Origin of the sequence: Streptomyces sp. NPDC020845 (genome assembly GCF_044334165.1) — a bacterium.
GTDB lineage: Bacteria > Actinomycetota > Actinomycetes > Streptomycetales > Streptomycetaceae > Streptomyces.
Map to the genome: position 1 here is coordinate 34755 of NZ_JBIRSJ010000011.1, position 25283 is coordinate 60037.

Genomic DNA, 25283 nt, shown 5'->3' on the forward strand with positions numbered 1-25283 from the left:
CGGGCACGCACCGGTCCTTGAGGATCCAGGCTAGGTCACTTTTCGAGTGGCGGGGAATATCAGCCGGGCCGAGAGAAGGGCCAATCCCAGGCTGCCCCACACAAGACCGTGCCGCAGCCACCTCATACCGCCCTCCCAGTCCTGCGGAGGCCCGAAGGCCAGCCAGAGCGCGACAGCGATGCCGATCAGCAGAATCGCGATACTGGCCAGGCGGCTCAATGCAGGACTCATGCAGCCACTATCTCCTCTGCTCTTCCCACCCATCAACCGAAAATCGGGACGCCGCGTCTTCCTCAACGCGCGCGCGGGCGGGGCGAGTTCCGTGGGGTTACGCGGCAGACGCCGCCTCCCGTATCACCTTCGCGGTGGACGCCGGGTCGTAGCCCTCGGGGAGGCCGGGGACCAGGATGATGTCGCCCTCGATGTGGCGCGAGCGCAGCGGGGCGATCTCCTGGTACGCGGGCGAGTCCCACCAGGCCCGCGCCTCGGCGATCCCCGGGAAGCCGATCACCACGACATGCCCGGGCCAGCTGCCCTCCTTCACCTCGTGCTGGGTGGCGTGGACGAGAAAGCGGCCGCCGTACGGCTCGAAGGTGGCGGTGATGCGCTCGATGTACTCGGCGATCTCCGGGTGCGGGGCAGCCTCCCGCAGATGACCTATGACGTAGGCAGACATGGGTGGCGTCCTTCCGGTCGGTGGCGGCGCCGTGGGGCTCCGTATGCCGACGATCGTGGCGTACGGGGCCGTCGGGGTCGATGACCTGGCAGGTAATCGCCCGGGGCAGGGCTGAGGGCCCGAGGCGTCGGCCCCCGCTCTCAGGCCGCTTTCCCGGGCCGCCGGCCGCGGGTGGGGCGGGCCTTCCGGGCGTAGCGCCCCGGGGTGACGCCCACGAAGCGTTTGAAGTGCCGGGTCAGATGCGGCTGGTCGTAGAAGCCGACCGCGGTCGCCACCTCCGCGGGCGGCCGGCCGTCGAGGAGCAGCCGCCGGGCGTGGTCGACCCGCCGGGCCATCACGTACTGGTGCGGGGCGATGCCGAAGGCCGCGCTGAACGCCCGCACCAGGTGGGTGGGGTGGGCGTGCACCAGCTTGGCGGCATCGTCCAGGGTCATGCCGTGCGACAGCCGCTCGTCGAGGAGTTCGCGCAGGCTGTGCGCCACGCCGAGGTCCGTTTTGGGTGGCGGGGCGGCGAGCCGGGGCCGCAGGTGGCCGCGCAGCCGTTCGCCGATCAGGGCGAGGCGGCTCTCCGCTTCCAGTTCGTCGCCGCGCTGGGCCAATGCCGCGTGCAGCTGTCCGATGCGTCGGCGCAGGAGGGGATCGACCATGTCCGGGTGGTCCACCGCCGGGCCGATGAGCCCTTCGTCCAGCTGGGACAGGTCCAGATAGACCACCCGCTTGCGGAAGCCCTGCGGGGTGGCGGGTGAGCCGTTGTGCGGCACCTGCGGGGGGAGCAGGGACACCGTGTCGTGCGGGGTGCCGCATTCACGGCGGTTCAGGTCGTAGCGGACGGCGCCGTTGTCGACGATCAGCAGGGTCCATACGTCGTGCACGTGCATCGGGTACGCGTGCTCGGTGAAGTGGGCATGGAAGACCTCGACGACGCCCGGGACCTGCGGGCGCCACGCGGATACCTCTTGCGGGGACACCATGCAAGAAACGTACAAGACGGTACGGCGAGGCGGTCGGCAGCCTCGAAGCATGACAAGCACGACGAGCGACACGAACATGACGGCTGAGACCGCCCCCGTACGTTTCGATACGAAGATCGCCGTGGTGCTGCGGGATGACCTGCAGCCCTGGCAGCGGCTGAATGTGACCGCGTTCCTGGTCAGCGGCCTCGGCTCGGAGCTGCCCGAGGTGATCGGCGAACCGTACGCCGACGCCGACGGCACCCCGTATCTGCCGATGTTCCGCCAGCCCGTCCTGGTCTTCGAGGGGACGAAGGAGACGCTGACCGCGGCGCACGCCCGCGCCCTGTCCCGCGCGCTCCCCCGGGCGGTGTTCACCTCCGACCTCTTCACCACCGGCAACGACCGGGACAACCGCGCGGCGGTACGGGCCGTACCGAAGGACCAGCTGGATCTGGTGGGGCTCGCCGTGTACGGGCCGCGGAACGCGGTCGACAAGGTGATCAAGGGCGCTCGGATGCACCCCTGAGCGCCGCGAACCAGATGCCCGTGGCGGCGCAGGCGACGGCCGCCATCAGAAAGGCCCAGAACGCCCCGGTCGCCCCGGAGGCCCCGGTCGCCCCGGAGGCCCCGGTCGTCCCGCCCGCCATGAGAGGCGCGCCCATCATGGCGACGCCGAGGCTCGCGCCCGCCTGGCGGGCGGCGTTGAGGAGGCCGCCGGCCGCTCCGGCCGCGCTCTGCGGGGCGCCGCTGACCACGGCGGTGACCAGGGCGGGGAGCGCGCAGGAGACGCCGAGGCCGGTCAGCAGCAGGCCTGCGGCCAGCCAGGCGTAGCGGGCGTCGGCGCGGGCCGCGAGGGCGAGGGCGGCGGTGCCGGAGGCGAGGAGTGCCAGTCCGGCGAGTACGGGGAGCCGCGGACCGGACTTCGCGACGATCCTCCCGGTCAGCGGCGGGTTCACGGCGAACGGCACGGTGAGGGGGAGGAAGGCCAGCCCGGTGGTCAGGGGTCCCATACCGCGCGCCTGGAGGAGCAGCGGGAGGACGAAGAGGGTGCCGGTGAGGGTGAAGTTCACCGCCGCACCGGCGGCGAGGCCCGCGCGGACCGCCCCAGAGCGCAGCAGCGCCGGGTTGAGCACGGGGGCGGAGCTACGGCGTTCGAGCCTGGCGAACACGACGGCCGTCGCGGCGGCGCCGGTCAGCGCGGCGGCGGTGTGGCCCCACGCCTGGGCGCCCGCCGCGATGAGGCCGTCCGTGGCCAGTGCCAGGCATACGCAGGCGGCGAGCTGGGCCGGCCAGTCCAGGTCGCGGTCGCCGCGCGGGCAGCGCAGCTGCCGGGTCGCGGTCAGGGCGAGGACCAGGGCGCCTAGGGGGACGTTGATGAGGAAGACCGCACGCCAGCCCGCGGCGCCCACCAGCGCCCCGCCCGCAAGCGGCCCCGCGGCGACGGCCGCGCCGCTGATCGCCGCCCAGGTCGCGACGGCCCGGGCGCGCCGGGCCTGGTCCGAGTACAGGCGGCCGATCAGCGCCAGTGACGACGGTACGCAGGCGGCCGCCGCCGCCCCGAGGACCGCCCGTACGGCGATGAGGGCGCCCACGGTCGGGGCCAGGGCGCACAGCGCGGACCCCGCCGCGAACAGTGCGATGCCGGCGCGGAAGACACGGTGGGCGCCCAGCCGGTCGGACAGCGCTCCCGCGGACAGCAGCAGAGCGGCGAAGACGACCGTGTAGCCGGTGGTCGCCCACTGGAGGCCGGCCACGGAGGTGTGCAGCGAGGCGGCGAGATCCGGTTCGGCGACGGACAGCACGGTGGTGTCGAGCAGCACCATGAAGTAGCCGAGCGAGATGCCCAGGAGGGCCAGCGGTGCCGGGGGTGCCAGGGGCGCCAGGGGTGCCGGGCGGCGGACCGGGGCCGCGGGGCCGGGGTGGGTGGCGGGGTCGGCTGCGGGCCGAAGGGCTTTGTCGAGCGTCATGCCCGGCACTGTGCGTCCGGGCAACCGCCCCGCTCCACCGGCCCGGCCGTACACTCCGTTCGGAAAAACCGCACGCTCGGTCGGGCGAACGCAGAAGAGAGCAGAACAGCAGTGGAGTTGAGGCAACTCCGGACGTTTGAGGCTGTGTTGAAGCACGGCACGGTCACCGAGGCCGCCAACGCCCTCGATCTCGCGCCGTCGTCGGTCTCCGCGCAGATCCGGGAGCTGGAGCGAGCCGTGGGCGTCGCCCTGTTCCACCGCACGGCGAGCGGGATGCGCCCCACGACGGCCGGGGAACGCATGGCCACCTGGGCGCGGCGGCTGCTCGACCAGGCCGAGCAGGCGGTCAGGGAGGTCGGCGGGGCCCGCCCCCGCCTGCGGCTCGGCGCGCTGGAGACCATCGCCGCCACCTGCGTACCGGACGTACTCCAGCGGCTCGCCCGGCGCCATCCCGGCCTCGCGGTCGACGTACGGGTCGCCACCAGCCGCGACCTGCTCCTCGAAGAAGTCCTGGCCGGGGAACTCACCGCCGCCCTGCTGCTCGACCTCGGCAGCACCCTCGGAGGCCTGGGCTTCCCCGTGCCCCCGGCCCCGCTGACCAGCCTGGACGTCGACACCGTCCCCCTGGACCTGGTCGCCGCCCCGGGGCACCGGCTGGCCGGCCACGCCCTGCGCCCGGCCGATCTCGCGGGGGAAAAACTCCTGGTCAATGTCGCCCAGTGCAGCTTCAGGATGGCCGCCGACCACGTCCTCGGACCCGAGGTCGAACGGCTCGACGCCGGCGGCGTCGCCGTGATGCGGGCCTGGGCGGAACAGGGGCTGGGGATCGCGCTGCTGCCCCGCTTCGCCGTGGCCGACGCGGTACGGGCCGGCCGTCTCGTCCGGCTCGGCCTGCCCACCCACGACCTCCGGCTGCGGCTGGTGTGGAGCGCGTCGGCCGAAGAGGTGCCCGAGGTCCGTGAACTGCTGTACGCGGCCAGCGCGCTGCCCCGCACGGCCCCCCGTACGACCCCTTAGCGCCGGGCGGCGCCGGGCGGCGCCGCCCGGCGCCGAGTCCTGCGTACCGTGACGCGGGTGGGAAACCTGTTCCGGGGCGGCGGCGACGGCCTCTCCCTGTCCAACGGCGGTACGGACGTCTTCCTCGACGTCCTGACGCTCGCCGCCTCCGATCTCGCGCACGACGCCTGGGACTACCGCTTCGCCGCCCTCCTGACCCTGCAGGACCAGAACGTCATGGGGCGCGGGGCCGTCGGGTTCGACCTGGAGGAAATCGACTGGGGGGCTACGCCCGCCGCACAGGCACGGGCGAAGGATTTCGTGGTGCGCGTCGTCGGCCTCGCCCTGCGCCGGCACCGCTGGGACGAGTTGGGGTACGAGCCGCCGTTCGCGGAGGGGTATCTGCGGCAGTTCAAGGCCATGGTCGAGGCGTTCGACCCGGCCGACGCCGTACGCCGTGATGGCGGCAGCTTCCCCGGGCCCGGCGAGGCCGCGGTCGCCTCGTGCGTACCGCACCGTGTGCTGAGCGCCTTGCCGTACTGGGATGGCTGCCGCTTCTGCCATTCAGCGGCGGGTCAGCAGCCATAGGGCCCGGCGTTGAGGTGCCAGGCGGACGACCGGGTGGGCCCGGGCCAGGAGGGGTGGGCTAACGTCACGGTCGTGCTCGACTTGTGCCGATTCTGCGGCGGCCCTGGTGTGGTCGGCCGCCCGCGGCGTGCCCGCCCACCTAATCTAGTGCGGCGCAATCTAGTGCGGCGCACGCGTTCGGGTGACGAGCGAGACAGTAGGGCGGGGAAAGAGGATGGGCCATGTCCCTGAACACCGGGGATCCTGACTTCATAGGCGGCTACACCCTGGTCGACCGGCTCGGCGCGGGCGGCATGGGCGTGGTGTATCTCGGACGCTCGGCCTCGGGGCGGCATGTCGCGGTCAAGCTTGTGCACCAGCAGTACGCGCAGGACGAGGAGTTCCGGACGCGCTTCCGGCAGGAGGTCGCGGCGGCGCGCAAGGTGAGCGGGGCGTTCACCGCTCCCGTGGTGGACGCCGATCCGGATGCCGAACGGCCCTGGATGGCCACGCTGTACGTGCCCGGGCCCACCCTGAGCGAGGTCGTACGCAAACAAGGCCCGCTGGACGGGCGGAGCTTGCGGACGCTGGGGCTGGGGCTCGTCGAGGCGCTGCGCGATATCCACCAGGTCGGGGTGGTGCACCGGGATCTGAAACCCTCCAACATCCTGATGGCCGACGACGGGCCGCGCGTCATCGACTTCGGCATCTCGCGCGCCGCCGACAACCAGACGCTCACCGTCACCGTCGGGAGGGTGCTGGGCACCCCGCCCTTCATGTCGCCCGAGCAACTGCGCAGTCCCCGCGGGGTCACCGCGGCCTCGGACGTGTTCTCGCTGGGGTCGCTGCTGGTGTTCGCGGCCACGGGCGCCGCACCGTTCGAGTCCGACAGCCCGTATGTGTCGGGCTATCAGGTGATGTACGAGCAGCCGACGCTGGCCGGGGTGCCGGGGCCGCTCGTGGCGATCGCCGAACGCTGCCTGGCCAAGGAGCCGGCCGAGCGGCCCGATCTGGCCGAGCTGCACCGCATGCTGGACGCGCTTCCCGACTTCGCCGCCGCGCCCCCCTCGACCACCGAACGGCCGCACGCCCAAGGGCCAGTCCCCACCCACCTGGGGGCCAGTGCCGCAAGAGCCCCCGAAGCCCTGCCGCCCCAGCCCCCCGGCGAGCCCGCCGCCGGGCGGCGGCGCCGTGGGCGGCTGATCCTCACCGCCGTCGGCGCGGCCCTGGCCCTGGCCGGGCTGACCGTCGCGGCGGTGATGTTCGCGACGGACTCGCCCTCGCCGGACTCGACGCAGCCCACGGCGTCCGCGGCGCTGCCCAAGGGCTGGCGCCCCTGGCGCACGTCGCTGAGCGTCACCACGTCCGGCCCCCAGATGGGCTACCAGAAGTCCGGGTGTGTGTCCGACGCCACCACCACCCTGTACTGCGGCGGAACGGGCTTCACCGTCGCCGCGGTGGACGCCGCCACCGGTCGCATCCGGTGGCGGTGGGGCGACACCCCGCAGCAGGCGCGGCCGATCGGGGTGCGCGACGGGGTCGTCTACGCCTACCGGGAGACGGCGGAGCGGGGCCGGTACGTGGTGGCGCTGGACGCCGACACCAAGGAACAGCGGTGGGAGCAGCGGATGAGCGGGGCCGGATCGGCGGTCCTGTTCCCCGGCGGGGTGCTGACGCTGTCGGACGGTGAACTGGAGTTCATCGCGTACGGGACGTCGGGTCGGCTGCTGTGGCGGTCGCCGGCGCCCGCAGGGAAGTTCTGCAATCCGACGGTGCTGGGCGGCGTCCCGTACGCCCTGTGCTCACCCATGGACAAGTCCGGCCTGGCCAAGGAGGGCCCGTACACCCTGCTGCGCCTCGACCCCGCTGACGGCACCCCGCGCGAACTCGCCACCCTCCCCAAGAAGTCGCTGCTCCTCGGTGCCTTCCACGACCAGCCCGTGTTCCTCGTGCCGCAGACCGCGAAAGACGTGTACGACGAGGGGTACGTGCGGCCGTACAACGCCCTGATCCGAGTGGACCCGCGCACCGGCGGGACCGAGCGGACCGCGCTGTCCCACACCATGTACGGCTCGGCCACCGTGCTGAACGGCGTCGTCTACTTCGTCCAGGACAACGGGACGGTCAGCGCCGTGTCCGCGGACACCGGCCGGAGGCTGTGGCGGAGGTCGACGGACGTCGAGAGCCTGTCCGCGCCGGTGAGGTCCGAGAAGTACGGACAGCTGTACTTCTCCAACCGCTTCGGCCGGTTGCTGGCGCTGGACACCAGGACCGGGGCGGAGGCATGGCGCATCACCGCGCTGAACAACGTCGGGATCGGGGGGGTGGCCGTCCCGCCGAGCGTGATGCTCGTCAAGGACGAGATCGTGGCCACGGCCGGGTACACGGCGTTCTCCGTGCGCGCGGACCGGCCCTCGGCCCGGCCGTCGGACCAGCCGTCGACCCAGCCCTCGGCCCGGCCGTCCGCGTCCGGGCAGGTCACGTCCCCTGGTGCCACAGGCTGACGGCGAGGCCGAGACCGGCCAGGGCGATGACGATCCGCAGGGGTGTCTCGGGCAGCCGCCGTACGATCATGGGCCCCACCCAGCTGCCGACGAGGGCCCCGACGCCGAGCGCCACGGCGGCGCCCCAGTGCACGGGCGCGACGAAGGCGTAGGCGACCGCGGCGGTGATGTTCGCCGCGCCGGTGGCGATGTTCTTGACGGCGTTGGTGACCGGAAGCGGCTCGCCGGCGGCGGCGGAGAGCGAGAGCACCGCCAGCATCAGCACGCCTGAGGCCGCGCCGAAATAGCCGCCGTACAGGCCGACCAGCAGGATCGCGCAGGCTATGGGGAGCGTGGGACGGGCGGCTCGGCCGACCGGGCGCGACTTCGACTCCACCAGGCGGCGCAGCGGGTCACGGACGAGGATCAGCACCGAGCCGAGCGCGATCAGCCATGGCACGACCGCCTCGAAGGCCGAGGACGGGGTCGAGAGCAGCAGCGCGGCCCCGACCGCGCCGCCGAGCGCGGCGAGGACGCCCAGACGCAGCAGGCGGTCGCGCTGGCCGCGCAGTTCGGCCCGGGATCCGGCCGCGGTGCCCACCGTGTTGGAGAACAGCGCCACCGTGTTGGTCACATTGGCGGCCACGGGCGGCAGACCGGCCGCGAGCAGGGCCGGATAGCTGAACAGTGAGGCCAGCCCGGCGATCGAGCCGGCGAGCCCCGAGGCCACGCCGGCCGACACCAGCAGTGCCGAGGACCCGATGCTCATCCGTCCCCACTCCTGCCCGCGCCTGTGCCCGTACCCATGTCCGTGTCCGCCGTCGGCTCATCCTCCAGACTCGCCGTCTCGTATGCAAGACAGTGTCCACATACTTAGACGACAGTGGGCTCGGGACCCACGAGTTCGTCCAGGACATCCGTCATGGTGACGAAGCCGAGCACCGCACCGCCGTCGTCACCGGTCACCGCCGCCAGATGGGTGCCCGCGCCGCGCATCGCGGTGAGGGTGTCGTCCAGCGGGGTGTCGGCCCGTACGCGGGTGACGGTGTGCAGGGCGGTGCGCGGGAAGGGCTTGTCCCGGTTGGCCGCCCCGAGGGTGTCCTTGATGTGCAGATAGCCGAGCACCGCCCCGGCCGGGCCGATCACCGGCAGCCGGGAGTAGCCGGAGGCGGCCGCGGCGCGCTCCAGCTGGTCGGGGGTGACCTCGGGGCCGACGGTGACCATCTCGTCCAGCGGCACCAGGATGTCGCCGACCCGCCGGGTGCCCAGCTCCAGGGCGTCGCGCAGCCGCTCGCTGCCGGAGGGGTCCAGCAGCCCCGCGGCGCTGGAGTCCCGGACCAGCCGGATGAGCTCGTCGTCGGTGAAGACCGACTCGACCTCGTCCTTGGGCTCGACCTTCAGCAGCCGCAGCAGCGTGTTGGCGAAGGCGTTGATGCCGAAGACGACGGGGCGCAGCGCGCGGGTGAGGGCCACCAGGGGCGGGCCGAGCAGCAGCGCGGTGCGCTCGGGGGCGGCGAGGGCGATGTTCTTGGGGACCATCTCGCCGATGAGCATGTGCAGATACGTGGCCGCGGTGAGGGCCAGCACGAAGGCGATCGGGTGCACCAGGCCGTGCGGGACGTGCACCGCGTCGAAACCGGGCTCCAGCAGATGGGCGATGGCCGGTTCGGCGACCGCGCCCAGGACCAGCGAGGAGATGGTGATGCCCAGCTGGGCGGTGGCCAGCAGGGCGGACAGGTGCTCCAGCGCCCACAGCACGGTGCGGGCCCGCCGCGAACCCGCCTGGGCGGCGGGTTCGATCTGGCTGCGGCGCACCGAGATCAGGGCGAACTCGGCGCCGACGAAGAAGGCGTTGGTGAGCAGGGTGAGGGCGCCGATGGCCAGCTGTAGAACGGTCATCGGGCGTCCTCCTTCTCGATCGCGCGCTCGGCGGCGGGCCCGGTGGCGGGCCCGGACGTGGACTCGGACGTGGACTCGGCGGCGGGCTCCGTCGCGGACTCGGTGGCGAGTCCGGCTGCGGGCTCGGTGGCGGGCCGCGCCGGGGCGGTGATGGTGACGCGGTCGGCGCGGTGGTGGTCGACGTCGAGGACGGTCAGGTCCCAGCCGTCGAGATGGACGGTGTCGCCCTCCTCGGGGATGCGCCCCAGGCGGGTGGCGAGCAGCCCGGCCAGGGTCTCGTACGGGCCGTCGGGCGCGGCGAGGCCGATACCGGCGAGCTGGTCGAGGCGGACGCCGCCGTCGGCCTCCCAGACGGCGCGACCGTCGTCGGTGGGCGGCGCGGGCAGCAGGTCGGGGGGATCGAAGGGGTCGTGTTCGTCACGTACCTCGCCGATGACCTCCTCGACGACGTCCTCGACGGTGGCGACCCCGGCGGTGCCGCCGTACTCGTCGATGACCACGGCCATGACGCGCTCGGCGCGCAGCCGCTGAAGCAGGGTGGCGACAGGGAGGGTGTCGGGCACCAGCAGCGGCGGGGTGATCAGGTCGGTGACGGGGGTGGCGGCGCGCTTGGCGGCGTCCAGGGCGAGGACGTCACGGATGTGGACGGTGCCGATGACCTCGTCCAGGCTGTTGCGGTAGACGGGGAAGCGGGACAGACCAGTGGCGAAGGTGAGATTGGCGGCGTCGACGGCGGTGGCGTGGGACTCCAGCGCCTGGACGTCCACGCGCGGGGTCATCACGTTCTCGGCGGTCAGCTCGCCCAGGTGGAGGGTGCGCACGAACAGTTCGGCCGAGTCCGGCTCGATGGCCCCCTGCGCGGCGGAGTGGCGGGCGAGGGCCACCAGCTCCTCGGGGGTACGGGCGCCGGCCAGCTCCTGTGCGGGCTCCAGGCCGAGGCGGCGTACAAAGCGGTTGGCGGTGTTGTTGAGGTGGCGGATGAACGGCGAGAAGGCGGCGGTGAAGCCGCGCTGCGGGCCCGCGACCACCTTGGCCACGGCCAGCGGGCGGGAGATCGCCCAGTTCTTGGGCACCAGCTCGCCGACCACCATCAGCACCACGGTGGACAGGGCCACGCCCAGCACCGTGGCCACCGAGGAGGCGGCCGCGCCCAGGCCGACGGCCCGCAGGGGCCTGAGCAACAGCGCGGCCAGGGAGGGCTCGGCGAGCATGCCGATCACCAGGGAGGTGACCGTGATGCCCAGTTGGGCCCCGGACAGCTGGAAGGTCAGCCTTCGGACGGCCGCCAGCGCGCCCTCGGCGCCGCGCTCGCCAGCCTCGACCGCGCGCTCCAGCTCACCGCGCTCGATGGTGGTGAGCGAGAACTCGGCGGCCACGAAGACCGCGCAGGCCAGGGTGAGCAGTAGCGCCAGCAGGAGCAGCAGGACCTCGGTCACCGTGCCACCCTCCGCTCATCGCTCGACTGCCGACGGGGGGTGGCACGGCCGGTACTGGGAGGTTCGCCCATGGCGGGTCTACCGCTCCTTTTCATCGCTCGGGTTCATCTTCATGGCTCAGGTTCATCGCTCATTCAACGTAAAGAGATGGTAAAGCATTCCCGTCCGGGACTACGGTGGCCATCACGCAGACCCACCTCGACCGCACCCTGCTAGTTTTTACACCACTGTAGAAACAACACACATACGGAGTTCTCATGGCCCTGTGGGATCGCATCAAGGATTCCGCCCAGACGATGCAGACCCAGCTCGTCGCGAAGAAGAACGACCTGAAGAGCGGTGCGTTCCGCGACGCGAGCATGGCGATGTGCGCCCTGGTCGCGGCGGCGGACGGCAGCGTCGACCCGTCCGAGCGGCAGCGCGTCGCCCAGCTCATCGCCACCAACGAGGTGCTGCAGAACTTCGCCGCGGACGACCTGCAGCGTCGCTTCAACGACTACCTCAACAAGATCACCGCCGACTTCGAGTTCGGCAAGGTCAGCCTGTTGCAGGAGATCGCCAAGGCGAAGAAGAAGCCGGCCGAGGCGCGGGCCGTCATCCAGATCGGCATCGTCATCGGCGGCGCCGACGGCAACTTCGACAAGACCGAGCAGGGCGTCGTGCGCGAGGCCTGCTTCGCCCTGGAGCTGCCGCCGGCCGAGTTCGACCTGTAAACAGACGGTCCGCCCGTTACAGCGGGGTGGCCGCCTGCAGGACGAGGAACAGCGCCACCGCCGCGTTCGCCGAGGACAGCGCGGACGCGGCGGTGCCGGCGGCCGCGATCCAGGCGGCCAGACCGGCCGCCGTGGCCGCGGGCGGCCACCAGCGCGCGGGCGGCACCGGCCCCAGCAGCGCGGCCACCCGCCGCGGCACCGGCCCGGGGGCGGCGAATCCGGCCAGCGTGGGGGCGGGTGTGCCCCGCGAGACCAGCGCCGCCTTGCCGACCGCCCGCGCCATCACCCTGCGGTCCCCGACCTCTCCGGCCGCCTCCTCGTCCGCCCATCGCTCCGCGCAGTAGGCCACCGCGGCGCGCAGCGCGTGCAGCAGGGGGTTCGCCCGCGCCGCCAGCTGGGCCACCAGCAGGTAGCGATGGTGCCGCCCGGCCAGATGTGCCTGCTCATGGGCGATCAGCGCCTGCCCTTCGCGGGCGTTCAGACAGTCCAGCATCGCGGTGGAGACGACGATCCGCGCCCGGCACCCACCCGGCCCGCCGGGCAGGGCGTACGCATACGCCTTGCCGTCGGGCAGCACCGCGACCGGCGAGTCCGGCATGCCGTCCAGCGCCGCCTGGGCCCGCCGCCGTACCGTCACATGCCGCACCAGGGTCGCCACACAGCCGGTGGCCACCACGGCCAGCGCGCCGATCGCGGCCTTCCCGGCCACCTCGTCGTACGGCACCGCCGCCCGCACCTCGGGGTCGGACCAGCCGTCCGGGAGCGGATTGCCCGGCAGTTGGGCCGTGCCGACGACGACCAACAGGCCCAGGCACAGCGTCGAGCACAGCGCGAGCACGCCCCCGACGAACGACAGCAGGCGGGTGGCGGCGCGCGGATGCAGATGCTGCTCGGCCAGGCGCGCGATCGGCAGCGCCGTCAGCGGCAGCACCAGGGGGAGGAAGACGAACACGCCCATGGTCAGTCCTCCGGCTCCCCCGCCGCCTCGCTCAGCAGATCGCGCAGCAGCCGCTCGTCGTCCGCCGACAGCCCGGTCACAAAGCTCGCCAGCACGGCCTCCCGGTCGTCCTGGCCATCCAGCACCCGGCGCATCCGCAGCGCGGCCAGGCCCGCCTCGTTGGCCTCGGCCCGCCATACGAACGACCGGCCCACCCGCTCCCGCGCCACCGCCTGCTTGGTGTGCAGCCGGGACAGGATCGTCATCACCGTCGTATACGCCAGGTCACCCTCGAGCCGCTCCTGCACCCAGGCCGCCGTGACCGGGCCACCCGCCCGGCACAGCAGATCCAGGACCTGCGCCTCCAGCTCGCCCTGCCCGCGCCGGCGGGAACGCGGGCGCGGACCGCCCTCGTCCGGGTTCAAGGGGTCGTGCCTCACCGTCCGTCTCCCTCCGCCAGGCCGCACCGCGCGGGCGACGCGCCACGCGCGACCGGCCGCCACAGGACCGTACCGCCTCCGCGGGCCCACATCGCCCTCCCATTTCTTCTACAGTGCTGTAGATTTTTCCTCCGGGCCCGTCAACCAGCACACCGAACACAGGAGGAGATCGTGGGAGTTTCCCTGTCCAAAGGCGGCAACGTCTCGCTCAGCAAGGAGGCACCGGGCCTGACCGCGGTCCTGGTCGGCCTCGGCTGGGACGTACGGACCACGACGGGCACCGACTACGACCTCGACGCCAGCGCCCTGCTCTGCGACGAAGCCGGGAAGGTCCCCTCCAACCAGCACTTCGTCTTCTACAACAACCTCAAGAGCCCCGACGGCTCGGTCGAGCACACCGGCGACAACCTCACCGGCGAGGGCGACGGCGACGACGAGTCCATCAAGGTCAACCTCGCCGCCGTGCCCGCCGAGATCACCAAGATCGTCTTCCCGGTCTCCATCCACGACGCCGAATCCCGCGGCCAGAGCTTCGGCCAGGTCCGCAACGCCTTCATCCGCGTCGTCAACCAGGCCGACGGCAACGAGCTCGCCCGCTACGACCTCAGCGAGGACGCCGCGTCCGAGACCGCCATGGTCTTCGGTGAGCTGTACCGCCACGGCGCGGAGTGGAAGTTCCGCGCGGTCGGCCAGGGCTATGCCTCCGGCCTGGCGGGCATCGCCTCCGACTACGGGGTCGGCGTCTGACGTCCCCGCCACCACCGCCGCCGCTGCCGGGCACGGGCCGGGCCCTTGGGCGCCCCGGCCCGGCGGCGGCACCGGCTGGTTCCAACTCACCGAGGGAACGGACATGACCGGCCCGTACGCATCCCAGGCACCGCAGGCATTGGACGCGGCGGACAGACCCGACTTCGAGCAGGTGCTGCACCAGGCGCTGAACACCCCGGAGATCCGTACGGCCCTGCGGAACGGCTCCGCCGAGGGCCCGGACCTCGAGGAGCTGCGCTCCCAGGCCCTGGCGGACGCCGCGTCCATCGCGGTGGCGGCGGCGACCGAGTACGGCGCTTATGTCCGGCAGCGCGCGCCGGCGTTGCCGGACGCGACGGCCGGAGGCCCGGCCGTATCCGGGGACAGGCCCGCGGACGGGTCCGGGGTCGGGCCCGGGCCGGGCGGGCAGGGGTTGCTGCCCGCGCTGGCGGTTCTGACGCCCGTGCTGGCCACGGTGGCGACCGTGGTCTTCCTTCTTCTCGGTCACACCCTGGGGCTCAGCGCCTCCCAACACCGAATGGCCGACACCCTGTTGACCGCCGCGCACACCACCGCTGTCATCGCGGCCGTCACCACCGCCGCCGGAGCCATCTGGCTGTTCACCACCGCCGTACGGCACCGCGCCACACCCGTCGACCGGGCCGAGCGGCACCGGGACGGCATCGCCGCGGCCCGCGACGCCTGGCGGCTGGCCCTCCTCGAACGCGGAGTCCTGCCGTATCTGCGCGGGCGACTGCGCGACAATCGCCCACAGGAGACGGCGGAACTCATCCGCCGTCCGCGCCTCGGCTACTCCAGCCCCGACTACGCCAGCCCTGACTACGCGAGCCCCGACTTCTCCGGCCCTGTCTTCACCCCACCCCACCACTCAGCGAAGAAAGCAGGTACCGATGCTCGGGATAAGTGAGCTGTCGCTCCTCCTCATCGTCGTCATCGTCATCCTCGGGGCCAGGAAACTTCCCGACCTGGTCCGCTCCATGGGCAAGTCGGCCCGCATCCTCAAGAGCGAGGCCAAGGCGATGAAGTCCGACGACCAGCCCGCCGTCACCGAGGACGGGTCCGGGCACCGCGTGATCCGCGCCGAGCCCGGCGATGTCATCCGGTCCCGGACGGAGACGACCGACCCCAACAGCGGCACCGGCACCGGCACCGGGCAGCGCTGACCCGCGCCGGCCGCCCCCTCCGGCCGGCCGCCAACTCACGGCGGAGCCGCCCCGAGCCCGCACAGCGCTCACGGAAGAGGGTGAGCAGCCCGACGCACAGCGCCACGCACAGAGCGCTCTCGCCTGTGCCTAGGCGCCGTCTCGCGGCATTCGGCTCACGCGGGCGCGGGTTTCGTCTCGGACCCTCCGGGTCCAAAGCGCCAGCAGGAGGAGGGGAAAGGGGGCGGCCGACCCGGCGTCCCGATCCCTCGGCCCGGCAGGCGGCCGAGCTCAAAACAGGCTCCGCTGCGCTCCACCGCAGCTGCTGCCGCGCGGTGGCCGACCAATCAGCCCAACGGTGCGCTCGGCCGGGGACGCGGGAGCGCGACGGACAGGCCAGCACCGACGGGCAGGACCGCCCCTCCCCCACCCCCTCTTAGAAAAACGCTTGATGCAGTACTTGATATAAAGCAAGCATTTTTTTAAGAGGGGGTGGGGGGAGAGCCCAACCGGACCGGCACCCACCGCCCCAGGCGACCACCCACCGTCCCACCGCCCACCAGCCGGTGAACACCACTTGGGCAAGACGGCGACGACGCCTCCGGCACCCCCTCCCCTCCCCGCTGCTGGCCGCTTTGCGCCAAAGGCGCGAGACGATGCCCGCACTCGGCGACCGGACCATGCCGCCCAACGGCGCCGGCCCGTCCGTCGCGCTCCCGCACCCCGGACCAGCGCACCGCTGAATGCAGTGGTCGGCCACCGCGCGGCAGCAGCTGCGGCGGAGCGCAGCGGAGCCTGTCTTGAGCTCAGCCACCCACCGGGCCAAGGAACCAGGACAACGGACCAGCCGCCCCCCTTCCCCCCTCCTGCTGGCGCTTTGGACCCGGAGGGTCCGAGACGAAACCCGCACCCGCGTGAACCGAATGCCGCGAGACGGCGCACAGGCCCAGGCGCAGCGCAGCCAACCCGCAGCACAGCCAACCCGCAGCACAGCGAAGCGAAGCGCTCAAGTCGCCACGTCGAACGCCTCGCGGTGCGCCGTGACTTCGAACCACAGAAGCTTTCCGCTGATGCGGAAGCGGTCATCGGCGAGTGGGTAGCCGCCCCAGTCGTCGGCACATTCCCGTCCCCGAGCGCCGGGCCGCGCTTCGGGCGAAGACCGCCCGCGCCTGCGGTCAGCAGGGCAGACTCACCAACGGCTGCAAGCCCTGCCCGGGCTGCACCACTTCAGCCGCCGTTGCTCAGCGGCTCCGGAAGACACTCAGCGGGCATGACGTACATCACACCCACGTCCGATGCCGTGCCTGTCCGCCCCGGACGGCGAAGACCTCAGCAGCCGCGCTCGGTACCCTGAAAACGTCGCGGTCCCCCCACCACCTACCTCCTCGTACGGTGCTGCTGTCCGTCGGCGTCGGTTTGCTCAGAGTCGGTCAGGATAGAGGTTGGTGCACACGTGCTGGTGGCGGATCGGTACCGGTTGGAGACACCCATAGGCCGCGGTGGGATGGGCGAGGTCTGGCGGGCCACCGATGAAGTGCTGAGACGGACCGTGGCCGTCAAACTGCTGCTCGGAGACGACCCCGCGTCGCAGGCGGCGGCCCGCTTCCGGCTGGAGGCCCAGACGGCGGCCCGGCTGAGTCACCCCAACATCGTCGGCGTGTTCGACTTCGGGGCGCGTGACGGCCGCTTCTATCTGGTGATGGAGCTCGTCGAAGGCCAGAGCCTGGCCCAGGAGTTGACCGCCCAAGGCGCGCTCCGCGCCGAGCGGGTGGCCGTCATCGCCGCCCAGGCGGCCGCGGGGCTGGCCTCCGCGCACCGTACGGGGATCGTCCACCGGGACATCAAACCGGGCAACCTGATGTCAGACGCCGACGGCACGGTCAAAATCGGCGACTTCGGGATCGCCCGGTTCGTCGACGACCCCGCCACCGCGCTCACCACGGCGGGGCAGATCATCGGCACCAGCCTCTACCTCGCCCCCGAGCGCGCTCTGGGACGGCCCGCGAGCCCGGCCTCCGACGTGTACTCCCTGGGCTGTCTGCTCTACCAACTGCTCACCGGAACCCCGCCGTTCCAGGCCGACACCTCCGCCGCCACGCTCGCCCAGCACATCGACGCCGCGCCCTTGCCGCCCAGTCAGCGGGGCGCGGGCCTGCCGCCCGCGTTCGAGAACTATCTGCTCGGCATGCTCGCGAAGCAGCCCGAGGGGCGCCCCACCGCGCAGCACATCGCCGACTGGTTCGGCTCGGGCGCCTGGCAGGGCCACCCGGAGCCCATGCCACAGCCCGCACCCGCGCCCATGCCGGGCCCGCCCCCGCACGCCCAGGTTTTCGGCACCGCGACGCCGCAGGCCCCGCCCGCGGCCGCGCCTGCAGCGGGCCCGCCCCGTGCGCCGGAGACGCCCTCCGTGGCCACGTACCGCCTGCCGCAGCCCGCCCCCGCCCGCCGCCCGGCCCGCGGCCACCGGTCCACGTCGGCGTCCCCATCCACGTCCCCTTTCGCGTCCACGCCCGCGCCCGCGTCCACGCCCGCGGCCACGCCCGCGAAGCGGCGCGGCGCTCGCGAACTCATCAGGCGCCGACCGAGAGTGGCGAGCCTGATCGCCGGTGCCGTGGCCTTCATCGCCGCGGTCCTGATCGGCATCGCCTGGTTCTCGACCGACAACAGCTCGGCGGACAGCCCGCACGGCACGACGTCCCCTCCGACCAGCTCCCCGTGAATAGACGGCGGTACGTCGCCCGAGGGGTGCCAGGCGGCTATCGCATCTGGGACAACCGGGGGCGCCGACGAAGGCGATGGCGGGGGCTCTGAGCCTCGGGCCGTGGCGCCTTCGCCTGGAGGTCCGCCGAGGCGGCTGCCAGGACCGCATGGGCACGGGGCGTGCTGAACTCGTGGGGGACAGTCGGCTGTTGCTGAGGGGCACGCCGGGCTGACCAGGCCCCGTGGGCCGGGACGGGAACGGCCGGGCAGCACGCAGGGCAGGGACGGGAACGGCCGGGCAGCACGCAGGGCAGGGACGGGAACGGCCGGGCAGCACGCAGGGCAGGGGCAGGCGCGGCCGAGCGCCCGCCCCTGCCCCCCCGTTCTCCTCCGCCTCACTCCGTACGCAGCGCCGTGGCCGTACGCGTCCGGGCCGCCCAGCCCGCGGGGAGCAGGGCCCCGGTGGCCGCGATCAGCAGGCCGCCGAGGCCGAGCAGAAGCAGCTCGGGCGAGGCGTAGACGTCGAGGGCCGAGGTGGGGAGGGTGAGTCCGGCGCTGTGGCCCATGGCGGGGACGACCGCCGCGTGCAGGGCCAGACCGGCCGGGACGCCGAGGGCGCCGCCCGCAAGACCCACCACGACGACCGAGGCGAGGACCATCGCGACGGTCTGCCGCGGGGTCATGCCGAGCGCTTTGTGGACGCCCAGGTCGTGGACGCGTTCGCGGGTGTCGAGGACGACCGCGTTGAGCACGCCCAGCCCAGCGACGGCGACGAGCATCAGGGTGAGGAGCGCGGCCAGCGCGTCGAGGACGAGGATCAGCTCGCTCTCGCCCCCGGAGGGGCCGGTGTGCGCGGTGACGTCCAGCGAGCCGAGCGCGGAGTTCAGGGCGGTGACGTAAGCGGCCGCGTCCGTGCCGGGCTTGAGAGTGATGCGGTAGCTGTCGACAGGAGTGCCCGTGGGGGCGAGCGTCGCGGCGTCGGTGAGGACGTTCATGCCCTGGTTCCGGGGGTCGAAGACCTCTCCCACCATCCGGACCCGGATCGTCTTGCCGTCGTGGTTCAGGGCGACGGTGTCCCCGAGCCGGGTGCCGGTGGCGGCGAGAAACTGGGTCGGTACGACGGCCTCGCCCGGCTGCTCGAACCATCTGCCGGAGACCTTCTGGTAGTTGGCCCAGGTGGCGTCCCCGGCGAAGGTGTGGAGATCGGTGGTGCCGGACAGCCCGGCGATGGTCACCTCGGTGGCGGCGGTGGCGTAGTACGCGCGGGTCCCCGGTTGGGCCTTGATCGCCGCGGTGATCGCGGCGGGGTCGGCCGTGATCCGCGGCGGACCGCCCGGGCCCTTGCGGTGCGGGCCGGACCCGTTGTCCGTGCCGGGACCGCCGTTCGAGCCGGGACCGCCGTTCGAGCCGGGGCCGCCCTCGGGGCCGGGGCCTCCGTCCGGGCCGAGGACCGCCGCGTTGGCGTCGACCGTGACATCGGCCCTGTCGTGCTCCCTGGCGTCCTGCACCCGGTTCAGCGAGGCGGCCAGGCCCACGGCGAAGGTGACGGCGGTGGCCCCGAAGGCGACGGCCGCGACCATCGCGGCGGCGCGGGCGGGGCGGGCGAAGGGGCGGGCCAGGCCGAGGCCGATCGGGCGGGGCAGCGGGAGCCGCCCGGTCAGCCGGACCACCGCCCGGCCGCGGCTCGGGCGCGCGGAGCGGCCGAAGGCGAGCGCGTCTACGGCCCGCAGCCGACCGGCCCGTGCCGCGCTCGCCCACGCGGTCACCGCCACCAGGCCGAGCGCCCCGGCGGCGACCGCGACCACGACCCACGGGACAATCGTCAACGCGGCGGTTCCGTAAGCCTCTTCGGCCTGGGACAGAACGGGACGGGTCAGGAGGACGCCCGCTACGACGCCGACCACGGTGCCGAACGCCGCCGGGATCAGGGCCTGGGCCATATAGGCCCGTACGACCTGGGCGGGGGTGAACCCGAGCGCCTTGAGGACGCCGATCCGCCGCAGCCCGCCGCCGACCGCACCGGCCACCACATTCCCCACGATCAGCACCGCCATGATCAGGCCGAGCACGCCGAAGGCGACGAGGAACGGCACGAACACCGCGGTCTCCTGCTCGGCCTCCCGTTTGACGGCGAGCCAGGGCTGGTCGCCGACCCGCGCCCCGGCGGGCACCGCCGCCGTCACCGCCGCGCGCCCCGCGGCGATCCGGGCGCCGGTGTCCGCGTGAGCGAAGCGGTAGAGCATCTGATAGCCGGGGCGAACGCCGGGCCCGGTCAGCGCGGCGATCTGGGAGGGGGCCACCCAGGCGTCGGCGGTGCGGCTGACCGAGCGGGCCACGCCGACCACGGTCAGCGTCGGGTCGCCGGGCAGGTCGGGGAAGTTCAACCGCAGGCCCGGCGAAGGGGGCACGCCGGCCTCGGCGGACAGCACGATCTGGCCGGGCCGGGTGGCCCAGACCCCCTGGGTCAGGGTGACGCGGTCGACCGGATCGCGGCCGGGATCGGCGCGGCCGACGACCGACATCGGTGCGAGCTTCTGGCCGTCGAGGCTCGGGGTGACCGACGCGGTCGGGAAGGGCCCGGCCGCCGCCGTGACCCCACGGGCGTCCGCGGACCCGGCCAACTGCGCGGCCGTGGCCTTGGCCGCGTCGTACCGCACCGACAGATGCGCGCCGCGCTGCTTGGCGAAGGCGTCGGCGAACGGCGCGCTGGAGGCCACGAGCAGCGAGGCGCACAGGACGGCCGCGGTCACCGCCATCGTGGTGGCCAGGCCGATCACTGCGTTCTGCACCCGGCGGCGGCGCACCCCCGAGCGCACGACGCGGCCCAGGGCGCTCATCGGGCCTCCTCCGCCATGACGGTGTGCCCTTCTGCGGCGATCCGGCCGTCGACCAGCCGGACCGTACGCGTCGTACAGGACTGCGCGAGCCCGAGATCGTGGGTGACCAGGACCACCGTCTGCCCGGCGGCGTTGAGCTCGGTGAGCAGATCGCGGACGGCCTCGCCCGCGGCGGTGTCCAGCGCTCCGGTCGGCTCGTCGGCCAGCAGCAGCGCGGGCCGGTTGACCAGGGCCCGGGCCACCGCGACGCGCTGCCGCTCGCCGCCGGACAGCCGGCCCGGGTAGGCGTCGGCGTGCCGGTCGACGCCGAGCGACTGGAGCAGTTCGGCCGCGCGCCGGTGAGCCGCGCCGCGCGACCGGCCCGCCATGCGCGCGGGCAGGGCGACGTTGTCCTCGACGGTCAGATCGTCGAGCAGATTGAAGAACTGGAAGACCATGCCGATCTTCGCGCGCCGGAAGCGCGCCGAAGCCGCCTCGCCCAGGGTGTCCACGCGCACGCCGTCCACCGTGACCGTTCCGGAGTCCGGCCGGTCCAGGCCCGCGATCAGATTGAGCAGTGTGGACTTGCCGCTGCCGGACGGCCCGAGGACCGCGACGGCCTCCCCGGGCCGCACGGTCAGCGACACGTCGTCCAGCGCGGGCGGCCCCCCGTCGTATCCGCGGCTCACATCCCGCAGTTCGATCACCGGCGTGGTCATGCACATCTCCCTCGATACGTACGCGTCTGGCGCGATTGGACGCTAGGCGTGGGGCCTGCCGGGGCACGTCGCTCGGCCGGGGCATTTCCAGTACCGCGCTGGGATGAGGGTGGCCGGTGTCATCCCCGCGATGTAGGCGAGCGATGTACGGGCGGACGGCCCCCAGGACCGGCGGGAGGATGTGGCGGGGCCGGGCCGGTGGCCAGAATGGGCCGGTGATGAACGTGCCGTTGGCGGACCGGCTGCGCGGAGCGGCCAAGGCGCTCAAGCGCGCGACCGGCCCGCTGCCCCGCCCCACCCGCCGCGGCCTGGTCTTCGACGCGGCGCTGGCGCTGGTCCTGGCCGTCGTCACGGTCCAGTACGCCGTGGAGCACGCGGACGGGCAGGTCAGGGCGGTCGTCGACGGCGTGGTCGAGCCGTGGTTCCCCGCCGGATCGCCCGAGCCCGAGCCCCCACCCGCGCCGCCGCTGCTCCCGGGCGGCCCGCCCCCGGTCCCGGACTGGCAGGGCGGCTGGTTCGTCCCGGCGGCCGTGGCGGTGCTCGCCTCGGCGCCGCTCGCGCTGCGCCGCCGGTATCCGCTCGCCGTGCTGTGGATCGTGACGGTCGCGGTCGCGCTGACGCCGACGGAGACGCCCAGGATCACCTCGTACGCCTGCGTGATCGCCGCCTACGGCGCCGCGGCCTACAGCCCGTACCGGGTGGCCACGCTGGCGAGTCTGCCGGTGGCGGTGTTCGCGCTGAGCAGGCTCGCGGACGGCTCGCTGCCCGTCGTCCAGAACGAGTACGTCCCGCTGCTGATCCTGGTGCCGATCGTGGTGGCGGCCAATGGGCTGCGCACCTGGCAGCTGCGGGCCGGCGAGAGCCACGCGCGCATGTCGGCGCTGGAGCGCGAGCGGGCCGAGGAGTTGCGCCGCGCCGCCGAGCAGGAACGCGCCCGTATCGCGCGCGAGTTGCATGACGTGGTGACGCACAACGTGAGCGTGATGATCATCCAGGCGGGGGCCGCCCGCAAGGTCATGGCGGCCACCCCCGACCGGGCCCGCGAGGCGCTGCTCGCGGTCGAGGCGAGCGGCCGGGCGGCCATGGCCGAACTGCGCCACGCCATGGGCCTGCTGACGATGGACGACGGCGCCAGAGGCGGCGCCTCCGACAAGGCCGAGGCCACCTCGGACCTGGCCCCGGACCTCGCCCCACAGCCGGGCCTGGGCCAGTTGGACGCGCTGGTCGCCCGGGTGCGGGAAGCCGGGCTGCCAGTCGAGCTCACCGTGTCCGGGACGCCGCGCCCCGTACCGTCCGGGGTCGGCCTCGCCGCGTACCGCGTGGTGCAGGAGGCGCTGACCAACACCGTGAAACACGCGGCCGGATCGAAGGCGGCGGTCACCGTCGACTACGGCGACGACCGGCTGCGGGTGGCGGTCACCGACACCGGCGGCACCCCGAGCGCGTCCGCGGCGGCCGGCGGCGGGCGCGGGCTGATCGGCCTGCGCGAGCGGCTGGCCGTCTACGGTGGGACCCTGCACACCGGGCCACGCCCCGGTGGCGGTTACCGCGTCGAAGCAACCATCCGTTGCTCAAAGTCTCAGTGACTCTCAGCATTCCAGACGTTTCTGCCTGAAAGGTCCGTGACGGTGTCACCAGAGCGCGAGTTGCGCTTCGGCGTCCTGACGACGGTCTCCCGTTTCCTTCCGCCGCGGATGCGGCAGGCTTGCGCCACCTGCCCGCCCGCCCCGGCCGGTGTTCCGGCCGAGGCGTTGGCGACGGGTCTTGCGGTCGGCTCCACGGGGCTTCGACACGCGCGGCGTGTCCTGGTCTCCGGCCACTCCGGTACCAGTGGTACAGGCCGCCGCGAGAGCGACCAGATTGCGCCCTGCGTTCTCGTCCCGGTCCAGGACCAGGCCGCAGGCATCGCAGGTGAAGACTCGAACATGCAGCGGCAGCTTGGCTTTCACCACGCCGCAGTTCGAGCAGGTCTTGGAGCTGGGGTACCAGCGGTCCGCCACGATGGTGGGACAGGCGTTCCGTTGGCCCTTGTAGGTGAGCTGGCGCCGGATCTCCCCGAACCCGGCATCGGCCACACGGCGGGCGAGCCGTTTGTTGCGGAGCATTCCGGCGACGTTGAGGTCCTCGACCGCCACGGTCCCGTACTCGGCACGCACACGGGTGGTGAACTTGTGCAGCGCATCGGTGCGCAGGTTCGCCACCCGGTGGTGGCGCCTGTTGCGCTCGCGGTTGGCCTTCTCCCACCGCCTCGACGGCTTCCGGCCGGTCCTGCGGTCAGGACCCTGCCGCCGGCAGACGCGGCGGGAGTGGAACCTCAGCAGTTTGAGGACGCCGTCCAGGTGCTTCGGGTTCGGCTCGTACCGTGTCTGGCCGGAACTGTCGGCCAGGACCGCGAGGTGCCCCACGCCCAGGTCGATCCCGACCGCCGTATCCGGCCGGGCAACGCGGGTGATCTCCCGGGCTGCCTCCACCTGGAGGGAGACGAACCATCGCCCGCGCTCATGCCGGACGGTCGCGGACAGGATGCGCGCCATGCCGGCCTGGATGCCGGCCAGGAGTTTCCGCGTGGGTTCGTGGGTGCGGATCGTGCCCAGCCGGGGCAGGGTGACGTGTCGGCCGTCCGGCTCCAGGCGGATCGTGCCGGTGGTGAACCGGCACGTCAGGCGGGCCTTCCGCTTCGGCTTCCGGCGCGGGACACCCATCCGGCGCCCTTTGCGTTTGCCCTGCTTGGACTTGGCGTAGTTGTCGAACGCGGCGGCCGCGTTCGCCAGGCCGGTGTTGTATGCCTCCTTGGAATTCTCCTCCCACCGCCCGGCGAATCTCGGGTCGGTGGCCTTGATCCGGTTGAACTCCTTGCGCAGCGCGGGCAGCGACCACGGCCGCCACGGCGTCAACTCCTCCTCACCCAAGCCGTAGGTGGCTTCGGCCCTGCGCTGCCACCACGAGGCCGTCACCCACGACACGGCCCAGTTATAGGCGGCACGGGCGGCACCGCAATGCGAGCGCAGCGCCCGCCCCTGCCCCGCGTTCGGATCGAGAGCGAACTTGTAAGCCTGCACCACACAGCCAGACCGCGGCCCGAACTTCCCCCTCACGTGGCTGCCTCCCCCTGCTCGAAGATCCCCTCACCGCACCCAGCGAGCACCACACACAAAGGTCACGCATTCGACGAAGGAACACCCGTTTCCATCCGGGAAGGCAAAGACCCGGGCCCATACCAGGCAGGACACGCCATGACACACCGCCCCGGTCAGAGAGCTTCACGCCATCACGACACAAACCGAGAGAGACTGAGATGCACTGATGGATTACTCGGCAGCTGTCATCCCCCTGGAGGAGATGTGCCCCCTGGAGGAGAGGTGACCGGGCCGCTGCGCGTGGTGGTCGCCGACGATCAGGCGCTCGTCCGTACTGGTTTCACGATGATCCTGGCGGCCGACGGCATCGACGTCGTCGCCGAGGCGGCGGACGGCGCCGAGGCCGTCGAGGCGGTCCGGCGCACCCGGCCGGATGTGGTGCTGATGGACATCCGGATGCCGGAGGTGGACGGCCTGGAGGCCACCCGGCGCATTCTGGCCGGTGCCCCCGGCGAGCCCCGCGTAATCATCCTGACCACGTTCGACCTCGACCATTTCGTCTACGCGGCGCTGTCCGCCGGGGCCAGCGGCTTCCTCCTCAAGGACGTCACCCCCGAGCATCTGGTCGCCGCCGTCCGCATGGTCCGCGACGGCGACGCGCTGCTGGCCCCGGCCATCACCCGCCGCCTCGTGGAGCGTTACGCCCGCCGCGACCCCGACACCTCCGCGCTCCACCGCGACCTGGCCGCGCTGACCCCGCGCGAGGCGGAGGTGCTGCGGCTGCTGGCCCAGGGCCTGTCCAACGCCGAACTCGCCGCCCGCCTCCACCTCTCCGAGGCCACCGTCAAGACCCATGTCGCCCGCATCCTCGCCAAGCTCGGGCTGCGCGACCGGGTCCAGGCCGTGGTCGTGGCGTATGAAACCGGGCTGGTCAGCCCCGGTGCGCGACGGGATGCCGTGGGCGGCTGAGAACAACCCTGAGAAGAACCGCCCC

At 72.9% G+C, this 25283-nt stretch carries 23 protein-coding genes; 11 read left to right on the plus strand and 12 right to left on the minus strand.

What is annotated here, in order from left to right; all coding sequences use genetic code 11:
* Positions 1-30: 30 nt before the first annotated feature.
* From ACH4U7_RS28700 to ACH4U7_RS28710, 3 genes are all read right to left on the minus strand, one after another.
* Entirely contained in the window at positions 31-231 is a 201-nt protein-coding gene (locus tag ACH4U7_RS28700) for a hypothetical protein (protein WP_398531033.1), read from the minus strand.
* Between the two features lie 97 nt (positions 232-328).
* Positions 329-676, minus strand: coding sequence for a DUF1330 domain-containing protein (locus ACH4U7_RS28705; protein WP_398530713.1), 348 nt, complete (start codon positions 674-676; stop codon positions 329-331).
* Positions 677-816: 140 nt separating this feature from the next.
* Positions 817-1647, minus strand: coding sequence for an AraC family transcriptional regulator (locus ACH4U7_RS28710; RefSeq protein WP_398530714.1), 831 nt, complete (start codon positions 1645-1647; stop codon positions 817-819).
* Positions 1648-1696: 49 nt separating this feature from the next.
* On the opposite strand from ACH4U7_RS28710, the gene ACH4U7_RS28715 reads away from it, so the two are divergent.
* Entirely contained in the window at positions 1697-2155 is a 459-nt protein-coding gene (locus ACH4U7_RS28715; protein ID WP_398530715.1) for a DUF2000 family protein, read from the plus strand.
* On the opposite strand, the gene ACH4U7_RS28720 is transcribed toward ACH4U7_RS28715, so the two are convergent.
* Complete coding sequence (locus ACH4U7_RS28720; protein WP_398530716.1) at positions 2130-3596, minus strand: MFS transporter; 1467 nt, start codon at positions 3594-3596, stop codon at positions 2130-2132. The two genes, ACH4U7_RS28715 and ACH4U7_RS28720, sit on opposite strands and share 26 nt — an antisense overlap.
* Before the next feature lie 144 nt (positions 3597-3740).
* Between ACH4U7_RS28720 and ACH4U7_RS28725 the strand changes: the two genes are divergently transcribed.
* The 3 genes from ACH4U7_RS28725 to ACH4U7_RS28735 all read left to right on the plus strand — a co-directional run bounded on the left by ACH4U7_RS28725 (position 3741) and on the right by ACH4U7_RS28735 (position 7663).
* Positions 3741-4613, plus strand: coding sequence for a LysR family transcriptional regulator (locus tag ACH4U7_RS28725; protein WP_398530717.1), 873 nt, complete (start codon positions 3741-3743; stop codon positions 4611-4613).
* Between the two features lie 57 nt (positions 4614-4670).
* Entirely contained in the window at positions 4671-5180 is a 510-nt protein-coding gene (locus ACH4U7_RS28730; RefSeq protein ID WP_398530718.1) for a hypothetical protein, read from the plus strand.
* A 221-nt stretch (positions 5181-5401) separates the two neighbouring features.
* Positions 5402-7663 carry a PQQ-binding-like beta-propeller repeat protein gene (locus tag ACH4U7_RS28735; protein WP_398530719.1) on the plus strand — a complete coding sequence of 754 codons (2262 nt, stop codon included), beginning with the start codon at positions 5402-5404 and terminating at the stop codon, positions 7661-7663.
* Here ACH4U7_RS28735 and ACH4U7_RS28740 read toward each other — a convergent pair.
* From ACH4U7_RS28740 to ACH4U7_RS28750, 3 genes are all read right to left on the minus strand, one after another.
* A complete protein-coding gene (locus ACH4U7_RS28740) occupies positions 7638-8411 on the minus strand; it encodes a sulfite exporter TauE/SafE family protein (protein WP_398530720.1) in 774 nt (257 codons plus the stop codon). The two genes, ACH4U7_RS28735 and ACH4U7_RS28740, sit on opposite strands and share 26 nt — an antisense overlap.
* Positions 8412-8515: 104 nt before the next feature.
* Complete coding sequence (locus ACH4U7_RS28745; RefSeq protein ID WP_398530721.1) at positions 8516-9541, minus strand: hemolysin family protein; 1026 nt, start codon at positions 9539-9541, stop codon at positions 8516-8518.
* Positions 9538-10977: a hemolysin family protein gene (locus tag ACH4U7_RS28750; protein WP_398530722.1), complete on the minus strand. Its 1440-nt coding sequence runs from the start codon at positions 10975-10977 to the stop codon at positions 9538-9540. The genes ACH4U7_RS28745 and ACH4U7_RS28750 overlap by 4 nt, the downstream gene beginning before the upstream one ends.
* A gap of 257 nt (positions 10978-11234) precedes the next feature.
* On the opposite strand from ACH4U7_RS28750, the gene ACH4U7_RS28755 reads away from it, so the two are divergent.
* Positions 11235-11690, plus strand: coding sequence for a tellurite resistance TerB family protein (locus tag ACH4U7_RS28755; protein ID WP_014178179.1), 456 nt, complete (start codon positions 11235-11237; stop codon positions 11688-11690).
* A 16-nt stretch (positions 11691-11706) separates the two neighbouring features.
* On the opposite strand, the gene ACH4U7_RS28760 is transcribed toward ACH4U7_RS28755, so the two are convergent.
* Both ACH4U7_RS28760 and ACH4U7_RS28765 read right to left on the minus strand, forming a co-directional pair.
* Positions 11707-12648 (minus strand): M56 family metallopeptidase, encoded by a 942-nt coding sequence (locus ACH4U7_RS28760; RefSeq protein ID WP_398530723.1) that lies wholly within the window; start codon positions 12646-12648, stop codon positions 11707-11709.
* 2 nt (positions 12649-12650) lie between these two features.
* On the minus strand, positions 12651-13052 hold the full coding sequence (locus ACH4U7_RS28765; protein ID WP_385622208.1) for a BlaI/MecI/CopY family transcriptional regulator: 402 nt from the start codon (positions 13050-13052) through the stop codon (positions 12651-12653).
* A gap of 186 nt (positions 13053-13238) precedes the next feature.
* Here ACH4U7_RS28765 and ACH4U7_RS28770 point away from each other — a divergent pair, with 186 nt between their 5' ends.
* The 4 genes from ACH4U7_RS28770 to ACH4U7_RS28785 all read left to right on the plus strand — a co-directional run bounded on the left by ACH4U7_RS28770 (position 13239) and on the right by ACH4U7_RS28785 (position 17696).
* A complete protein-coding gene (locus ACH4U7_RS28770) occupies positions 13239-13814 on the plus strand; it encodes a TerD family protein (RefSeq protein WP_385622084.1) in 576 nt (191 codons plus the stop codon).
* 103 nt (positions 13815-13917) lie between these two features.
* A complete protein-coding gene (locus ACH4U7_RS28775; protein ID WP_398530724.1) occupies positions 13918-14742 on the plus strand; it encodes a hypothetical protein in 825 nt (274 codons plus the stop codon).
* The gene (locus ACH4U7_RS28780) at positions 14726-14998 is read left to right on the plus strand and encodes a twin-arginine translocase TatA/TatE family subunit (RefSeq protein WP_398530725.1); all 273 of its coding nucleotides are present in this window, start codon (positions 14726-14728) and stop codon (positions 14996-14998) included. The genes ACH4U7_RS28775 and ACH4U7_RS28780 overlap by 17 nt, the downstream gene beginning before the upstream one ends.
* Before the next feature lie 1438 nt (positions 14999-16436).
* Positions 16437-17696 carry a serine/threonine-protein kinase gene (locus ACH4U7_RS28785; RefSeq protein WP_398531020.1) on the plus strand — a complete coding sequence of 420 codons (1260 nt, stop codon included), beginning with the start codon at positions 16437-16439 and terminating at the stop codon, positions 17694-17696.
* 376 nt (positions 17697-18072) lie between these two features.
* Here ACH4U7_RS28785 and ACH4U7_RS28790 read toward each other — a convergent pair whose 3' ends face one another.
* Entirely contained in the window at positions 18073-20514 is a 2442-nt protein-coding gene (locus tag ACH4U7_RS28790; protein ID WP_398530726.1) for an FtsX-like permease family protein, read from the minus strand.
* On the minus strand, positions 20511-21212 hold the full coding sequence (locus ACH4U7_RS28795; protein ID WP_398530727.1) for an ABC transporter ATP-binding protein: 702 nt from the start codon (positions 21210-21212) through the stop codon (positions 20511-20513). The genes ACH4U7_RS28790 and ACH4U7_RS28795 overlap by 4 nt, the downstream gene beginning before the upstream one ends.
* 218 nt (positions 21213-21430) lie before the next feature.
* On the opposite strand from ACH4U7_RS28795, the gene ACH4U7_RS28800 reads away from it, so the two are divergent.
* Positions 21431-22798, plus strand: a complete 1368-nt coding sequence (locus tag ACH4U7_RS28800) for a sensor histidine kinase (RefSeq protein ID WP_398530728.1) — start codon at positions 21431-21433, stop codon at positions 22796-22798.
* Positions 22799-22843: 45 nt separating this feature from the next.
* Here the strand turns inward: ACH4U7_RS28800 and tnpB are convergent, their stop codons facing one another.
* On the minus strand, positions 22844-24307 hold the full coding sequence (gene tnpB / locus ACH4U7_RS28805; RefSeq protein WP_398530729.1) for an IS607 family element RNA-guided endonuclease TnpB: 1464 nt from the start codon (positions 24305-24307) through the stop codon (positions 22844-22846).
* A gap of 264 nt (positions 24308-24571) precedes the next feature.
* On the opposite strand from tnpB, the gene ACH4U7_RS28810 reads away from it, so the two are divergent.
* Positions 24572-25258 (plus strand): response regulator, encoded by a 687-nt coding sequence (locus ACH4U7_RS28810; RefSeq protein WP_398531021.1) that lies wholly within the window; start codon positions 24572-24574, stop codon positions 25256-25258.
* Positions 25259-25283 lie beyond the last annotated feature (25 nt).